This is a genomic window from Streptomyces sp. PSU-S4-23 (assembly GCF_055632315.1).
In genome coordinates this window covers 2643456-2658165 of sequence record NZ_JBVMUU010000002.1, presented here as the reverse complement: position 1 = coordinate 2658165, position 14710 = coordinate 2643456, and the positions used below count along the sequence as shown (strand labels likewise).

Sequence of the window (14710 nt, the reverse complement as noted above, 5' to 3'; positions counted from 1 at the left end):
GACTTTCCAGAACGATCGGTCAAGTGAGGGGAGTGGTACGGCTAGGCGGTCCGCACCTCGTACACCGCCACCCGCACCGTCTCGTCGTCCAGGCACTGCCCCGTCTCCAGGTCGAAGCGCTGCTTGAGCATCGGTGACGCGACGAACGGGCGGCCGCGATGGGTGCCGGTGAGACCGCGGGAGAGGACGGCGGCGCCGGTGAACGGGTCGCGGTTGTCGATCCCGTGGACACGTCCCGCGCGGTCGAGGAAGACGGCGGCCTGGCGGCCGTCCGGCAGCAGGGCCGCGACTCCGCGGCCCGGGATCAGCCGGGAGAGGTCGCAGACCGTCAGCCACTCCTCGTCCAGCCGCAGCTGGATCGTCAGGTCGAGCTTCTCGGGTGCCAGGGTCATCGCTGGGTGCTTCCTTCCAGGGGTCGCGTGCCGATGGTCAGCAGCGGCAGGTCGGGCTTGATCTGGTCGCGCTCGGGGACGAAGCCGACGACCGGATCGGGGGTGTCGGGGGCGTTGACGAAGGACACGAACCGGGCCAGCTTCTCGGGGTCGTTGACGGTCTCCGCCCACTCGTCGCGGTAGCCCGCGACATGCGCGGCCATCAGGGACTCCAGCTCCTCGCAGATGCCGAGCGAGTCATGGACGATCACGTCCCGCACGTGGTCCAGGCCGCCCGGGATCCGCTCCAGCCACACCGAGGTGCGCTCCAGACGGTCGGCCGTGCGGATGTAGAACATCAGGAACCGGTCGATCAGGCGGACGAGTTCGGCGTCGGAGAGGTCCTGGGCCAGCAGGTCCGCGTGGCGCGGGGTCGCGCCGCCGTTGCCGCCGACGTACAGGTTCCAGCCGCCCACCGTGGCGATCACACCGAAGTCCTTCGACTGGGCCTCGGCGCACTCGCGGGCGCAGCCGGAGACCCCCGACTTCAGCTTGTGCGGGGACCTCAGCCCCCGGTAGCGCAGCTCCAGGTCGATCGCCATGCGGACGGAGTCCTGGACGCCGTAGCGGCACCAGGTGTGGCCCACGCAGGACTTCACCGTGCGCAGCGCCTTGCCGTACGCGTGGCCCGACTCGAAGCCCGCGTCCACCAGGCGGGCCCAGATCAGGGGGAGTTGCTCCACCCGGGCGCCGAACATGTCGATCCGCTGACCACCGGTGATCTTCGTGTAGAGGCCGAAGTCGCGGGCGATCTCCCCGATCACGATCAGCTTCTCCGGGGCGATCTCACCGCCGGGGACGCGCGGCACGACCGAGTACGAGCCGTTCCTCTGCAGATTGGCGAGGAAGTGGTCGTTGGTGTCCTGCAAGGCCGCCTGCTCCCCCTCCAGGACATGGCCGTCGGCACCGATCGTGGGGGCGAGCGAGGCGATGATCGACGCGATCGCCGGCTTGCAGGTCTCGCACCCCTCGCCGTCGCGCGCGCCCTCACGCCCGAACCGGTCGAGCAGCCGCCGGTAGGAGGTGATGCGCAGGGCCAGGACGATCTCGTACAGCTCCTCGCGGGTCTGCGCGAAGCAGCCGCACAGGCCCTTGTCGACCTCGACGCCGCTCGCCTCCAGCTCGTCGTTGACCAGCTGGGTGAGCACCTTGACGCAACTGCCGCAGCCGGTACCGGCCTTGGTGCACTTCTTCACCTCGGGCACGGTGGTGCAGCTGTGCTCGGTGACCGCGCCGCGGATCGTGCCCTTGGTGACGTTGTGGCAGGAGCAGACGACGGCCTCGTCCGGCAGCGCGGACGGCCCGAGCTGCGCCGGGGCGCCGGCCCCCGCGGGCAGCACCAGATGTTCGGGCGCGACGGGCGGCACGGACCCGGTGAGCGCGCGCAGCGTGCCGTACGCTTCCGCGTCGCCGACCAGGATGCCGCCGAGCAGTTCGCCGTCGCGGCCGATGACCAGCTTCTTGTACATGCCCGAGCGCGAGTCCGCGTAGACGACGTCGAGGCAGTCGGCGGTGGTGCCGTGCGCGTCGCCGAAGGAGGCCACGTCGACACCGAGCAGCTTCAGCTTGGTGGACAGGTCGGCGCCGGTGAACGCGGCCTCGTCGGCGGCGATCGTGGCGGCGGCCGTCTCGGCCATCTCGTAACCGGGTGCGACCAGGCCGTACACCCTCCCGTCCGACGCCAGCGCGCACTCGCCGATCGCGAAGACGCGCGGGTCACCGACGGTCCGGCACTGCTCGTCCACCGTGACGCCGCCGCGCTCGCCGACGGCGAGGCCGCAGTCGCGGGCGAGCTGGTCACGGGGGCGCACACCGGCCGAGAACACCACCATGTCCGTGGCCAGTTCGGACCCGTCGGACAGCTTCATGCCCGTCACCGCGCCGTCCTCACCGACGACGATCTCCTGGGTGCCGGTGCCGGTGTGCACGGTCAGGCCCATGTCCTCGATGGTGCGCAGCAGTGCCGCGCCACCGCCCTCGTCGACCTGCACCGGCATCAGGCGCGGCGCGAACTCCACGATGTGCGTGGCCAGTCCGAGGCCCCTGAGCGCGCCGGCCGCCTCCAGGCCGAGCAGGCCGCCGCCGACCACGGCGCCCGTGGCGGCCCGCGTCTTCGCGTACTCCTCGATGGCGAGCAGGTCCTCGATGGTGCGGTAGACGAAGCAGCCGGTGGCGTCCTTGCCGGGCACCGGCGGCACGAAGGGGTACGAGCCGGTGGCGAGGACGAGCGTGTCGTACGTGACGGTGAGCCCGGAGCGCGCGGTCACCGTGCGGGTGTCCCGGTCGATCGTCTCCGCCGGGTCGCCGATGTGCAGCTCGATCCCGTGCGTCTCGATGAACTCCCTGTCCGTCACGGACAGTTCGTCCGGCGTCGTACCCGAGAAGTACGAGGTGAGCCGGACCCGGTCGTAGGCCGGGCGCGGCTCCTCACAGAGCACGACCACGCGGTGCGTGGCGGTCAGGCCGCGCTCGGCCAGCGCTTCCAGGAAGCGCTGGCCGACCATGCCATGGCCGACGAGCACGATCGTGGGGCGGGGGCCGGTCCCCACAAGTGCGGTCGTGGACATCAGGAGCCTCCATCGTTGGTGATCAGGTGGAGCAGCGGGGCACCGTCCGCGGGCAGCGGCTCGGCTGTCTCCCAGGCGCGGGCGAGCGCGCCGACGGTGCCGAGTTCGCCGACGAGCACGCCGCCGACCAGGCGGTCCTCGCGCACGACGACCTTGCGGTAGGTGCCGCGGGTGGCGTCGGCGAGCTGCACGACGTCGTCGCCGGGGCGGGGGTCGGTCTCGCCGAAGGCGGCGAGGTCGAGGACGTCCCGCCCGGCGAGGGTGAGCCGGGTCAGGGACCGGGTTCCGGTGTAGCGGGCGGCGGGATCGCCCGCGCCGCCGTCGGCCTCGCTCGCGATCAGCTCGGCGAGCACGTCGGCCTGTTCCAGGGCCGGAGCGGCGAGCCCGTACACGGTGCCGGCGTACTGGGTGCAGTCGCCGATCGCCCTGATGTGCGGGTCGGAGGTGCGCAGTTCGTCGTCGACGAGGACGCCCTTGTGGACGGCCAGCCCGGCCTCGTGGGCCAGGCCCACCCGGGGGTGCACCCCGCAGGCCAGCACGACGAGGTCGGTGTCGAGGGCGTAGCCGTCGGACATCTCCACGGAGCGGACCGCGCCGCCGAGCGTGCGCACCCCGCGGACCCGGGTCTCGGTGTGGACCTCGACGCCCAGGCCGGTGAGGTGGCGGCGCACCAGCCGTGAGGCGGACGGGTCGAGCTGCCGCTCCATCAGGCGCTCGGCCTGCTGGGCGAGGACGACCTGGGCGCCACGGGCGGCGAGCGCGCGGGCGGCGGAGACACCGAGCAGGCCGCCGCCGATGACGACGGAGCGCACCCCCTCGCGGACCGCCTTGGCCAGACCCAGGCAGTCGTCCATCGTGCGGAACGCGTGGACGCCCTCGGGAAGTTCGCGCCGGTCCGGGGTGAGCAGTCCGCGCAGGGGCGGCAGGACCGGGTTGGAGCCGGTGGCCAGCACGAGCGTGTCGTATGCGACCAACGAGCCGTCATGGCAGTGCACCGCGCGGGCCGCGCGGTCGATCCGGGTGACCCGGGCGCGCACGAGACGCTCCGGGGCCGGCAGGGAGATCACCTCGGGGGCGTAGCGGCCGGCCAGGACGTCGGCGAGCAGGACACGGTTGTACGGGGCGTGCTCCTCCTCCCCGACGAGCAGGGCGGGCGTACCGAGCTCGCCGAGCCGCCGGGCGAGACGGGCGCCCGCGAGTCCGGCGCCGATCACCACCACACGCGTATTCGAGGTCATGCAACGCAGCGTGCGATGCCGACGTTACCCGGCCGCATCACGACTGTTTCCCACGGGGAACGCTGCCCTCAGCCGGCATGGAGCGGGGGTGTGAGGGTTCGCGGAGGGCGGGCGGGCCGGGGTGTGAGGGTTCGCGGAGGGCGGGCGGGCCGGGTGTGAGGGTGCGCGCCGGGCCGGTGGGCCGGGTGCGAAGGCGGAGGTCCACGGCCCGCCCGAACCTCAGAAGACCCTCAGGTCGATGGACGGCACATCGATCCCCTCCCTAGGGTCGCGATCATGCCCGACATATCGCTGACCATGGCCGTCGTCCTCTGCCTCACCGCCCTCGCGGCCGGCTGGATCGACGCCGATGGGGGCACCTCCCTGTTCGAGCGGAGCCGAGAACTCGGGGGACGGCGGGGGCGGGCTTGTGCTGCTGCCCGTGCTGCTGCTCGGGCTGCCCGGCGGCACCCCGGCGGCGTACGCCCTCGGCACCAACAAGGCCGTCGCGATCGTCGGCACCACGGGCGCGGCCGTGACATACGCGCGCAGGACGCCGGTCGACGTGGGAACGGCGGTACGGATCGGAATCGCGGCCCTGGCCGGGTCCACGGGCGGGGCGTTCGTGGCCGCGGGGATGAGCACGGACGTCCTCAAGCCGGTCGTCATGGTCGTGCTGCTCGGGGTGGGCACCTTCGTGCTCCTCCGGCCCGCGTTCGGCACCGCCCCCTCGACCGCGCCGGTCTCCGCGCGGCGCGTGCTCGCCGCGATCGGGCTCGCCGGTCTCGGCATCGGCTTCTACGACGGTCTCATCGGCCCCGGCACGGGCACGTTCCTCGTGCTGGCGCTCACCGCCGTCCTGCACCTCGACCTGGTGACCGCCTCCGCCACCGCCAAGATCGTCAACTGCTGCACCAACGCCGGCGCCCTCGCGACCTTCGCCTGGAAGGGCACCGTCTTCTGGCGGCTGGCCGTGCTGATGGCCGTCTTCAACCTGGCCGGCGGCACCGTGGGGGCGCGCACCGCGCTGAAGAAGGGCAGCGGGTTCGTCCGCATCGTGCTGCTGACGGTGGTCTTCGCGCTGGTCGCGAACCTGGCCTACCAGCAGTGGGTGGCCTGAGCGGGCCGGCGTACGGGGAAGCGGGGCGGCGCGTCCGAGGGAGCGCGGCGGCGTCCGCCGGTGGCGATCCGGCGTCCGGCGGCGGGTCAGCGCACGGCGGTGAGGTGCGCGAAGACGACCACGTTGCCCTGGTAGCCCGTCGCCTCGGAGTAGCCGCCCCCGCAGGTGATCACCCGGAGTTCGGGGCGGTGCGCCGCCCCGTAGACCCGGTCGTCGGGGAAGTCCTTCGCCTCGTACACCTCGACCGCGTCCACCGTGAAGACGGCCGTCGAGCGGTCGCGGCGTCCGACCTCGATCGTGCTGCCCTTCGCCAGGGCGCCGAGGTCGTAGAAGACGGCAGGGCCCTGGGCGTTGTCGACGTGACCGGCGACGATCGCGGTGCCCGTCTCGCCGGGCATGGTGCCGGCCTCGTACCAGCCGGCCAGGTTCTTGTTCCCGGCGGGCGGGGCCTCCAGGCTGCCGCTGCTCGTCAGCCCCAGGCCGGTCAGGGGGGCGTCGACGCGGATCGCGGGTATCCGGATGCGGACGGGCGGCGAGGGCGGCAGCGGGGAGGTGGCGGACCCCGCGCGATCGGGGTCGGAGGCGGCCTGCGCGGCCGACGGCTGCGGTGGCGCGTGGGACTGGGAGCCGCTGCCGAGCAGCCATCCGCCGGAACACAGGGCGACCACGGTGACGGACGCTATGGCGGCGTCACCGACGGTGCCGGACCTGCCGGCCTTGCGCACGTGAGCCTCCTTCGTGGATGCCGGGCCTGGCCCCGGTCTGGCCGGGGCGTCTCCCGGACCCCCTCCGGGCCGCGAGGGGCATCGGACCCGGAGGGGGATGGGGGACGGCGGTACCGGCGGACGGACAGCGGAGGTCGTCCGTCACATCCCGTCGCCTCTCGCACGGCGATGCAGGAGCCAGGTACCGCCCGCGGCGGCGACGGCGAGAGCCGTCACACCGGCCGCGGTCCGCACGGGGTCGGGGCCGAGTGCGCCGCCGACCCCCGTCTTCACGCTTCCTCGCGGACGCGTCTGATCCTGGGCCGAGGCCAGGGTCACCGTCAGGTCGCCCGTCACCCTCGCGTGCCGGCCGCCGGAGCACTTCGCGACGATCTCGTAGGTGCCCGGCTGCGCACCGGGCGGCACCCGGAACCGCCCGATCGCGTCCTGTTCGTGTGTGCTGGGTGCGAGCGCGAAGGCGCCGGCGCCGACCGCGGTGGCGTCGCCCGCCGCCGAGCCGTCCGATCCGCACGCCGCCGTGTTGACGGTGACCTCGCCCCCGGGCGCGACGGTGGAGGGGAAGACCTCCAGCCCTTGGGCGTCACCGGCGTACGCGGGTACGGCCGCCGCGAGGCCCGCGGCGACGGCGAGCGCGGTACCGGTCAGCAGACGGGACGTACGTCGCATGGGGTGCACCTCCGGGAGGGCACGGCCCGCGGCACCCCCAGTGTGCCGCTGCGTCGGTCGTGCCCCTGCCCTGTCGAGGAAAGTCGCACCCGGCCGCTCACGCTTCCTGGCGCGCCGTCGGACGTACGGTGAACGGGTGTGCCGCGACTGGCCCGTCCGGGCGGTCCCGACGGTCTTTCAGCAGGTCATGGACGTACGGGCGTCGGGCTCCCGGAAGGGGGCCCGAAGGGGGGAGCCGCAGGCTGTGAACGGGTGACCGGCCGTCGCGCCGGGAGCGGAGGAGACGGCTTGACCTCAACAATGGTTGAGGTATGAGGCTGTGCGTCATGACCACAGCCACGGATGTCTCCGCCCCCGCTCCCGTCCCCGCCCCCGCTCCCGTCCCCGTCCCCGTCCCCGCTCCCGTCCCCGTGCCCGTCCCCGTGCCCGTCCCCGTGCCCGCTCCCGTCCGTGTCGCCGTCGTGATCGGCAGCAACCGGCACGGCCGCTTCGGGCCCGTCGTCGCCGAGTGGCTGCTCGATCGCCTCCGCGGACGCGACGACCTCGTGCCCGACGTCGTGGACGTGGCCGGGATTCCGCTGCCCACGACCCTGGCCCGCTCCCCGGAGGTGACGGCCGCGCTCGCCGGGGTCACCCCGAAGCTCGCCGGCGCCGATGCGTTCGTCGTCCTCACCCCCGAGTACAACCACTCCTTCCCGGCCGGCCTGAAGAACCTCATCGACTGGCACTACACCGAGTGGCGCGCCAAGCCCGTCGCCCTCGTCTCCTACGGCGGCATGGCCGGCGGCCTGCGCGCGGTGGAACACCTCCGCCAGGTCTTCGCGGAACTCCACACGGTGACGGTGCGGGACACGGTGTCCTTCCACGGCGGCCGCGCCGCCTTCGACGAGGCGGGCCACCCGCGCGACGCGTCCGGCCCCGCCGCGGCGGCCAAGGTGATGCTGGACCAACTGGTCTGGTGGGCCCAGGCGTTGCGCGAGGCGAGGGAGAGGCGGCCGTACGGAGGGTAGCCGGTGCGGCGGTCAGGCATCGCCGCCGGCCGGTCGCGGGTCAGTCCGCCAAAACCTCCGTCACCGCGCGGTGGCCCACCGCGGCCAGGACCGGATTCGTCTGCCGGTAGTAGTGCTCCGCCATCAGGCCGAAGCACAGCGCCCAGCCCCGCCCGCGCGCCCATGTCGCGTCGTCGACCTCGGCCGCCTCGCGGAACGGTTCCCGTGTGCCGGACGTGAGGACCGCCCACGCGGCCAGCGTGTCGGCCGCGGGGTCGCCCACCCCCAGGCCGCCGAAGTCGATCACCGCGGTGAGCCGGCCCGCCTCGGTGAGCAGGTTCCCGGGCAGCAGATCACCGTGCAGCCAGACCGGATCGCCGTCCCACTGGGGGAGCCGGACGACTTCCTCCCAGAGCGCGGTCGCGGCGGTCGCGTCCACCGTGCCGTCCGCGCCCAGGTCGCGGATCGCGGCCCGGACGTACGGGTCGTTCGCCGCCACCGGGCCACCGCGCCAGGACGCCGGGCCGCCGGTGGCGTCGGCCCCGCGCAGCGCCGCCACGAAGCGGCCCAGGTCCACGGCGGCGGAGGCGGGATCGGTGGCGGGCGCGTCGTAGGCGTTCTCGCCGGGCAGCCAGCGCAGCACCGACCACGGCTGCTCGTACCCCTGCCCCGGCGCGCCCCGGCCGAGCGGCACCGGGACCGCCAGCGGCAGCTGCGGGGCGAGGAACGGCAGCCAGCGCTGCTCCTTGGCCACCTGCCGGGCCCCGCCGGGCCGCCTGGGCAGGCGTACGACCATGTCGTCGCCCAGCCGGAACATCGCGTTGTCCGTCCCCGCGGACGGCACCTCGGTGACGGGCAGTCCCGCCCACCGCGGGAACTGGTCCGCGATCAGCCGGCGCACCAGCCCACCGTCGACGTCCAGTTCGTCGGGGTGCATCTTCACGGTGGGCATGGGTCTCCGTGCGTCGGTCGGCGGCCGGGGTGCCGGGGCGCCGGATGGCGGGGCGGCTGCCGGAGCCTAGGCGCTCCGGCGGCCGGCCCGCCACGGCTTTTCGCTCAGCCCACGCTCACCGCGCTCCACGCCGCCGCCACGGCGTTGTACTCCGCGCTGCCCGCGCCGTAGAGGTCCTTCGCGGCGTTCAGCGTCGCCGTCCGCGCGCCCGCGTAGTTCGTCGACGACGTCATGTAGACCGTCAGGGCCCGGTACCAGATCTTGCCGAGCTTGTCGCGGCCGATGCCCGTCACGGTCGAGCCGTTGCAGGTGGGGGAGTTGTAGGAGACCCCGTTGAGCGTCTTCGCGCCGCTGCCCTCGGCGAGCAGGTAGGCGAAGTGGTTGGCGACGCCCGACGAGTAGTGGACGTCCAGGTTCCCGACCGACGAACTCCAGCAGTCCGCCGAGTTCCCGTCCTTGGACGGCTGATCCATGTACCGCAGCGCCGGCTCGCCGAATCCCGAGCGGACGATCTTCTCGCCGATGAGGTAGTCACCGGGGTCCGAGGCGTTGTTCGCGTACCACTCCACCAGCGTGCCGAAGATGTCCGAGGTCGCCTCGTTCAGGCCGCCGGACTCGCCGGAGTACGTCAGTGCCGCGGTCGTCGACGTCACGCCGTGCGACATCTCGTGGCCGGCCACGTCCAGCGCCACCAGCGGGCCGAACGTCGTCCCGTCACCGTCGCCGTACGTCATGCAGAAGCAGCTGTCGTCCCAGAAGGCGTTGTTGTAGTTGTTCCCGTAGTGCACGCGGTTGTACGAGCCCTTGCCGTCGCCCGCGATGCCGGTGCGGCCGTGGACGTTCTTGTAGTAGTCCCAGGTCTCGTCGGTCCCGTACTGCGCGTCCACCGCCGCCGAGGAACGGTCCGCGGTCGTGCCGGTGCCCCAGTGGTTGTCGGCGTCGGTGAACAGGGTGGCGGGGGCGCGGCTGAAGCAGATCCCGAAGATGCACAGGTCGGTCTTGTTCTCGGCGTCGCCGGTGTAGGTGTTCCCGCGGGTCGGGTCCTTGAGCTGGTAGCTCGACCCGGACAGGGTGGTCTCCAGCGGAACCGTGCCGCCGTACAGGGACTTCCCGTCGCCGGTCGCCGTCTCGATGCTGTCCCACGCGTCGATCTGCCGGCCGGTGCGGGCGTCCGTGAGGACGGTGCGGGCGACCGGGTTGCCCAGCGAGTCCTGCCCCACCGCGTTGGTGCGCCAGGCCAGCCGGGGTGCGCCGTGCAGGGCGTCGACGACGAGCTGCGGCTTGGCGGTCACGCGCTTCAGCAGCTCTCCGGTGTTCGCGGCGCGCAGTGCGGCGGCGGCCAGGTCGGCCGCCTGAGGTGCCTTGACCGTGGGGGTGGTCGTCGGCACGGAGACGGCGCGCGTGGTGGCCCGGTCCGCGCTGCGGTAGGAGCCGCTCGGGGCCAGATGGACCACGAAGTCGCCACCGAGGACGGGGAGCTGACGGTACGTCCGGTCGTAGCGCACATGCTGGCCGCCGTCCGCGTCGACGACGACGTCGCGGACGGCGGTGCCCTGCGCGGAGGACAGGCCCAGATGGGCGGCCTGCTGCCGCAGCGCGGCGGTGGCGTTGGCGATCGCGGTGGCCCGGCCGGGTCTCGCGGCCGCGCCGGCGGCGGGTGCGGGGGCGAGGGCGGCGGCCAGCAGGGCCGCGGTGGCCACGGCCGTGCCGGCCGCGGCGAGACGGGAATCTCGGATGTGCCGTATCCGACTCATCGGTCTCCTCGAAGTGGCGCCTGGGGGCGCGTGTGGGGGATCGGGGGCGGTGACCCCCGACGTCGCTTCGATTTAAGGGTTCATGACATGTCATGTCCATAGCTCATTCACGAAGATGTGTGAGGGGTGAGAATCGTTTCTGCAAGGCTTCGGTAGAGGGGCGGGAGGAGACCGATCATGGCTGCGGCGAACGGCGCGACCATCGGGACCAGCGGGGGAGCCGGGGCGTGAGACTCCCGTTCTTCGTGTACGGGACCCTGCGCCCCGGCGAGCCCAACCACGACCTCTTCCTGCGCGGCCGCACCCGCTCCGAGGAACCGGGGCTGCTGCCGGGCGCCGTGCTCTACGACGGTCCCGGATACCCGTACGCCGTCGAGCAGGGCGGCGGCACGGTCAGCGGCGAGATCGTCACCGCGCGGCCGGAGGCGTACGCGGAGCTGCTCGCCGCCCTCGACCTGCTGGAGGACTGCGTGCCGGGCGATCCGCACAGCCTGTACGAGCGGGTGGCCCGGGACGTGACGGCCGCGGACGGCGGCACGGTACGGGCCTGGGTGTACGTCGCCGCGCCCGCCGTGGCGGCGCGGCTGCGGGCGCACGGCCGGCTGATCGAGGGCGGGGACTGGCTCGCCCATCGCTGAGACCGCGTCGCGCGTTGCGCTCCCGGGTCGCGTGTTGCGCTGCCCGCGTCGCGCTCCCCAGGTCGCGCGTTGCGCTGCCCGCGCCGCACGGGCGCCCCGCGCCGCACGGGCGCCCCGCGTCGCGTGTTGCGCTTCCCCGTCGGTCGCATGGCACGCGTCGGGCCGCGCGTGTCGCGCGCCGTACCGCCGAACCGGGCGCCGCGGGCGGGCAGTCGGCCGCCACCGTCGCTCGTGCGGGCGACCGCGCCGTGCGCCCCCGTTCCCGGCCGGCCCGCCGCGCCTAGGGTCCCGCCCATGACGGACAGCGACATCACCCGGCGGCGCGCGCTCGCCCTGGGAGGCGCCGCGGCGGGAGCCGTCCTGGGACTCGGCGTCAGCTCCTGCTCCTTCCCGGGCCGCGGCCCCCACGGACCGGACGCCGGCAAGGCCCCGGACGCGGCCCGCGGTGCCGAGCTGTGCGTGCTCAACCCGAGCGTCTCGGAGGGGCCGTACTACCTGGAAGGCGCGCTCTTCCGCAAAGACATCACCGAGGGCAAGAGGGGGGTGCCGCTCACGGTGCGTCTGACCGTGCGCGACCAGCCCCACGCCTGTGCCCTTCTCGCGGACGCGGCCGTCGAGATCTGGCACTGCGACGCCTGGGGGTACTACTCCGGCTACACGTCCCTGCCCCCCGGTGGCAGGGCACCCTTCGCGGACAGCGACACCGGCGGCGCGAACCCCCGCACCTTCCTGCGCGGCTACCAGACGACCGGCGCCGACGGCGTCGCCGAGTTCACGACGGTCTTCCCCGGCTGGCACGGCTCCCACGCCCCCGGCATCCACGTGAAGGTGCGCACCGGCGGCGGCAGGAGCGGCCGCACCTACGACGGCGGCCGGCTCAACTGGACCGGCCGGCTCTACGTCGCCGACCGGTACACCGACGCCGTGTACGCGACCGACCCGTACACCGGGCACACCGGGAAGCGCACCCTTCTCGCCGAGGACGGGGGGTACCGCGGGGGCGGCGCGCGGGACGGGCTCATGGACGTCACCGGCGATATCGCCCGGGGGCTCGTCGCCACGCTGACGGTCGGGATCGACCCGACCCGGGAGAGCACCGGGGCGGGCGGCGAGGCCCCGCTGCCGCCGTCCGGCGCGGCGCCGCCGAAGGGGCTGCCCGAGTCGCCGTCGCCCGGTCCTCCGCCCGGCGCCACGACGCCGTACACACCGCCGCCGGACAGCGCGGCGAGCGCCTCGCGAACCGCCGTCCCGTAGGCCCCGGGCGGAGGGGCGAACCCGCGCCCGCGCTCACGGCCGCCGTTCCCGCCCGGCCGCCGTCTCCTGCTGGACGCGCTCCAGCCGCACCGCGCACACCTTGAACTCCGGCATGCGGGAGGTGGGATCGAGGGCCGGGTTGGTGACGGTGTTGGCGCGGCCCTCACCCGGCCAGTGGAACGGCATGAAGACGGTGTCCGGCCGGATGCCGCGGCTGATCCGCGCGGGCGCGACGGCCCGGCCGCGCCGCGACACCACGGCGACCGCGTCCCCGTCCGCCGCGCCGAGCCGCTCGGCCAGCCGCGGGTGCATCTCGACGTACGGCCCCGGTGCGGCGGCGTTGAGCTCCTCGACCCGGCGCGTCTGGGCCCCGGACTGGTACTGGGCGACGACCCGCCCGGTGGTCAGCAGCACCGGGTACGCGTCGTCGGGCTCCTCGGCGGCGGTCCGGTACGACACGGCGGCGAACCGCGCCCGCCCGTCCTCAGTGGCGAACCCGTCCAGGAAGAGGCGCGGGGTCCCCGGATGGACCGGCCGGGCGGCGGGCGGTCCGGCGGCGGCCTGTCCCGCGTCACCCGACGGGCCGTCGGGCCAGAGGCCGAAGGCCGCGCCCTCGCCGTCCCGGACCGCGGTGCCCATGGGCATGTCGGCAGCGGTGCCGCCTGCGGGCGCGGATCCGCCCGCCGCCTCCGGGCACGGCCAGAACACCCCGTTCTCCTCCGCCAGCCGCCGGTAGGTGATGCCCGAGTAGTCCGCCGGGCCCCCGGCGCTGGCGCGGCGGAGCTCGTCGAAGACCTCCTCCGGGTCCGTGGGGAAGCCCTTCTCCACGCCCAGGCGGGCGGCCAGTCCGTGCAGGACCTCCAGGTCGCTGCGGACCCCTTCCGGAGCGGTGATCGCCCGGCGGCGCAGCAGGACCCGGCCCTCCAGGCTGGTCGTCGTGCCGGTCTCCTCCGCCCACTGCGTGACCGGAAGGACGACGTCGGCCAGCGCCGCCGTCTCGGAGAGGACCACGTCGCACACCGCCAGGAAGTCCAGCGCGCGCAGCCGCTGCTCGACATGGGCGGCGCGCGGGGCCGACACCACCGGGTTCGAGCCCATCAGCAGCAGCGAGCGGATGTCCCCGCCCAGCGCGTCGAGGAGTTCGTACGCGCTCCTGCCCGGCCCCGGCAGCGTGTCCGGGTCGACCTCCCACACCCGGGCCACGTGCCGCCGTGCCGCGGGGTCGGTCAGCTTGCGGTAGCCGGGCAGCTGGTCGGCCTTCTGGCCGTGCTCGCGGCCGCCCTGTCCGTTGCCCTGGCCGGTGAGGCAGCCGTAGCCGGACAGCGGGCGGCCCGCACGTCCGGTGGCCAGGCACAGGTTGATCCACGCACCCACCGTGTCCGTGCCCTTGGACTGCTGCTCGGGCCCGCGGGCGGTCAGCACCATCGCCGTCTCCGGCTCGCAGAACAGCCGTACCGTCTCCCGCAGTTGCGGAACGGAAACGCCCGTGATCCGCTCCACGTACTCGGGCCAGTACGCCATCGCCGCCGCGCGTGCCTCCTCCCAGCCGCTGGTGCGCTCCCGGATGTACGCCTCGTCGGTGCGTCCCTCGGCGACGATCAGGTGCAGCAGGCCGAGCGCCAGCGCGAGGTCCGTGCCCGGCCGGGGCGCCAGATGCAGGTCCGCCTGCTCGGCGGTCCGGGTGCGGCGCGGGTCCACGACGATCAGCGTGCCGCCGTTCTCCTTGAGCTCCGTCAGGTACCGCAGCGCCGGCGGCATCGTCTCGGCGGGGTTGGAGCCGACGAGGATCACGCACCCGGTGCGCGGAACGTCCTCCAGCGGGAACGGCAGCCCCCGGTCGAGCCCGAACGCCTTCACCCCGGCGGCGGCCGCGGACGACATGCAGAACCGCCCGTTGTAGTCGATCTGCGAGGTGCCGAGGACCACGCGGGCGAACTTGCCCAGCGCGTACGCCTTCTCGTTGGTGAGGCCGCCCCCGCCGAACACCCCCAGGGCGTCGGGGCCGTGCCCGGCGCGCGTGCGGGAGAGCCCCTCGGCGACGCGGTCCAGGGCCTCGTCCCAGCCCGCAGGCCTGAGCACGCCGTCCGAGCGCACCAGCGGCGAGGTCAGCCGCACCCGTGACGACAGCAGCGCCGGCGCCGTACGGCCCTTGCCGCACAGCGCCCCCCGGTTGACCGGGAAGTCCGCGCGTTCGGTCACCTCGACGCCACCCTCCGGCGCGGGCGACAGGTTCATCCCGCACTGCAGGGCGCAGTACGGGCAGTGGGTGGGCGTCGAGGCGGTCTTCATGCAGATCAGCGTGATTCGGCCGTGTTACGTGCCGTGACCGGTCCCTGTTACGCGGCCGGGACGGTGACCTCCCCGCCGGCCGGCGGCCGGCGTGAGGCCGCCGGGTGC

11 protein-coding genes and 1 pseudogene are annotated in these 14710 nt (G+C 74.0%); 4 read left to right on the top strand and 8 right to left on the bottom strand.

Annotated features, from left to right (window positions below; all coding sequences use genetic code 11):
* Positions 1 to 41: 41 nt before the first annotated feature.
* From nirD to ACZ79I_RS12750, 3 genes are read right to left on the bottom strand one after another with little or no spacing between them, the layout of a single operon-like run.
* Positions 42 to 392, bottom strand: a complete 351-nt coding sequence (gene nirD / locus ACZ79I_RS12760) for a nitrite reductase small subunit NirD (protein WP_471497051.1) — start codon at positions 390 to 392, stop codon at positions 42 to 44.
* Positions 389 to 2998: a nitrite reductase large subunit NirB gene (gene nirB, locus ACZ79I_RS12755; protein WP_471497049.1), complete on the bottom strand. Its 2610-nt coding sequence runs from the start codon at positions 2996 to 2998 to the stop codon at positions 389 to 391. The genes nirD and nirB overlap by 4 nt, the downstream gene beginning before the upstream one ends.
* Positions 2998 to 4236 carry an NAD(P)/FAD-dependent oxidoreductase gene (locus ACZ79I_RS12750; RefSeq protein ID WP_471497047.1) on the bottom strand — a complete coding sequence of 413 codons (1239 nt, stop codon included), beginning with the start codon at positions 4234 to 4236 and terminating at the stop codon, positions 2998 to 3000. The genes nirB and ACZ79I_RS12750 overlap by 1 nt, the downstream gene beginning before the upstream one ends.
* A 276-nt stretch (positions 4237 to 4512) precedes the next feature.
* Between ACZ79I_RS12750 and ACZ79I_RS12745 the strand changes: the two are divergent.
* Positions 4513 to 5335, top strand: a pseudogene (locus tag ACZ79I_RS12745) (sulfite exporter TauE/SafE family protein).
* A gap of 86 nt (positions 5336 to 5421) precedes the next feature.
* On the opposite strand, the gene ACZ79I_RS12740 reads toward ACZ79I_RS12745, so the two are convergent.
* The gene (locus ACZ79I_RS12740; RefSeq protein WP_471497045.1) at positions 5422 to 6060 is read right to left on the bottom strand and encodes a class F sortase; all 639 of its coding nucleotides are present in this window, start codon (positions 6058 to 6060) and stop codon (positions 5422 to 5424) included.
* Positions 6061 to 6201: 141 nt separating this feature from the next.
* The gene (locus tag ACZ79I_RS12735; RefSeq protein ID WP_471497043.1) at positions 6202 to 6726 is read right to left on the bottom strand and encodes a hypothetical protein; all 525 of its coding nucleotides are present in this window, start codon (positions 6724 to 6726) and stop codon (positions 6202 to 6204) included.
* Positions 6727 to 7052: 326 nt separating this feature from the next.
* Here ACZ79I_RS12735 and ACZ79I_RS12730 point away from each other — a divergent pair, with 326 nt between their 5' ends.
* The gene (locus ACZ79I_RS12730; RefSeq protein ID WP_471497042.1) at positions 7053 to 7736 is read left to right on the top strand and encodes an NADPH-dependent FMN reductase; all 684 of its coding nucleotides are present in this window, start codon (positions 7053 to 7055) and stop codon (positions 7734 to 7736) included.
* Positions 7737 to 7776: 40 nt separating this feature from the next.
* Here the strand turns inward: ACZ79I_RS12730 and ACZ79I_RS12725 are convergent, their stop codons facing one another.
* A complete protein-coding gene (locus tag ACZ79I_RS12725) occupies positions 7777 to 8667 on the bottom strand; it encodes an aminoglycoside phosphotransferase family protein (RefSeq protein WP_471497040.1) in 891 nt (296 codons plus the stop codon).
* Positions 8668 to 8771: 104 nt separating this feature from the next.
* Positions 8772 to 10421, bottom strand: a complete 1650-nt coding sequence (locus ACZ79I_RS12720) for a M4 family metallopeptidase (RefSeq protein WP_471497039.1) — start codon at positions 10419 to 10421, stop codon at positions 8772 to 8774.
* A gap of 227 nt (positions 10422 to 10648) precedes the next feature.
* Between ACZ79I_RS12720 and ACZ79I_RS12715 the strand changes: the two genes are divergently transcribed.
* Entirely contained in the window at positions 10649 to 11059 is a 411-nt protein-coding gene (locus ACZ79I_RS12715; RefSeq protein ID WP_471497037.1) for a gamma-glutamylcyclotransferase family protein, read from the top strand.
* A gap of 294 nt (positions 11060 to 11353) precedes the next feature.
* Positions 11354 to 12313 carry an intradiol ring-cleavage dioxygenase gene (locus ACZ79I_RS12710; RefSeq protein WP_471497035.1) on the top strand — a complete coding sequence of 320 codons (960 nt, stop codon included), beginning with the start codon at positions 11354 to 11356 and terminating at the stop codon, positions 12311 to 12313.
* 33 nt (positions 12314 to 12346) lie between these two features.
* Here the strand turns inward: ACZ79I_RS12710 and ACZ79I_RS12705 are convergent, their stop codons facing one another.
* The gene (locus ACZ79I_RS12705; RefSeq protein WP_471497033.1) at positions 12347 to 14602 is read right to left on the bottom strand and encodes a molybdopterin oxidoreductase family protein; all 2256 of its coding nucleotides are present in this window, start codon (positions 14600 to 14602) and stop codon (positions 12347 to 12349) included.
* Between the last annotated feature and the right edge of the window lie 108 nt (positions 14603 to 14710).

Bases quoted from the DNA above. Each gene is read 5' to 3' on its own strand.
- ACZ79I_RS12710 (WP_471497035.1), top strand. From the start codon at position 11,354: ATGACGGACAGCGACATCACCCGGCGGCGCGCGCTCGCCCTGGGAGGC.
- ACZ79I_RS12720 (WP_471497039.1), bottom strand. From the start codon at position 10,421: ATGAGTCGGATACGGCACATCCGAGATTCCCGTCTCGCCGCGGCCGGC.
- ACZ79I_RS12735 (WP_471497043.1), bottom strand. From the start codon at position 6,726: ATGCGACGTACGTCCCGTCTGCTGACCGGTACCGCGCTCGCCGTCGCC.
- nirD (WP_471497051.1), bottom strand. From the start codon at position 392: ATGACCCTGGCACCCGAGAAGCTCGACCTGACGATCCAGCTGCGGCTG.
- ACZ79I_RS12725 (WP_471497040.1), bottom strand. From the start codon at position 8,667: ATGCCCACCGTGAAGATGCACCCCGACGAACTGGACGTCGACGGTGGG.
- ACZ79I_RS12730 (WP_471497042.1), top strand. From the start codon at position 7,053: ATGACCACAGCCACGGATGTCTCCGCCCCCGCTCCCGTCCCCGCCCCC.
- ACZ79I_RS12705 (WP_471497033.1), bottom strand. From the start codon at position 14,602: ATGAAGACCGCCTCGACGCCCACCCACTGCCCGTACTGCGCCCTGCAG.
- ACZ79I_RS12750 (WP_471497047.1), bottom strand. From the start codon at position 4,236: ATGACCTCGAATACGCGTGTGGTGGTGATCGGCGCCGGACTCGCGGGC.
- nirB (WP_471497049.1), bottom strand. From the start codon at position 2,998: ATGTCCACGACCGCACTTGTGGGGACCGGCCCCCGCCCCACGATCGTG.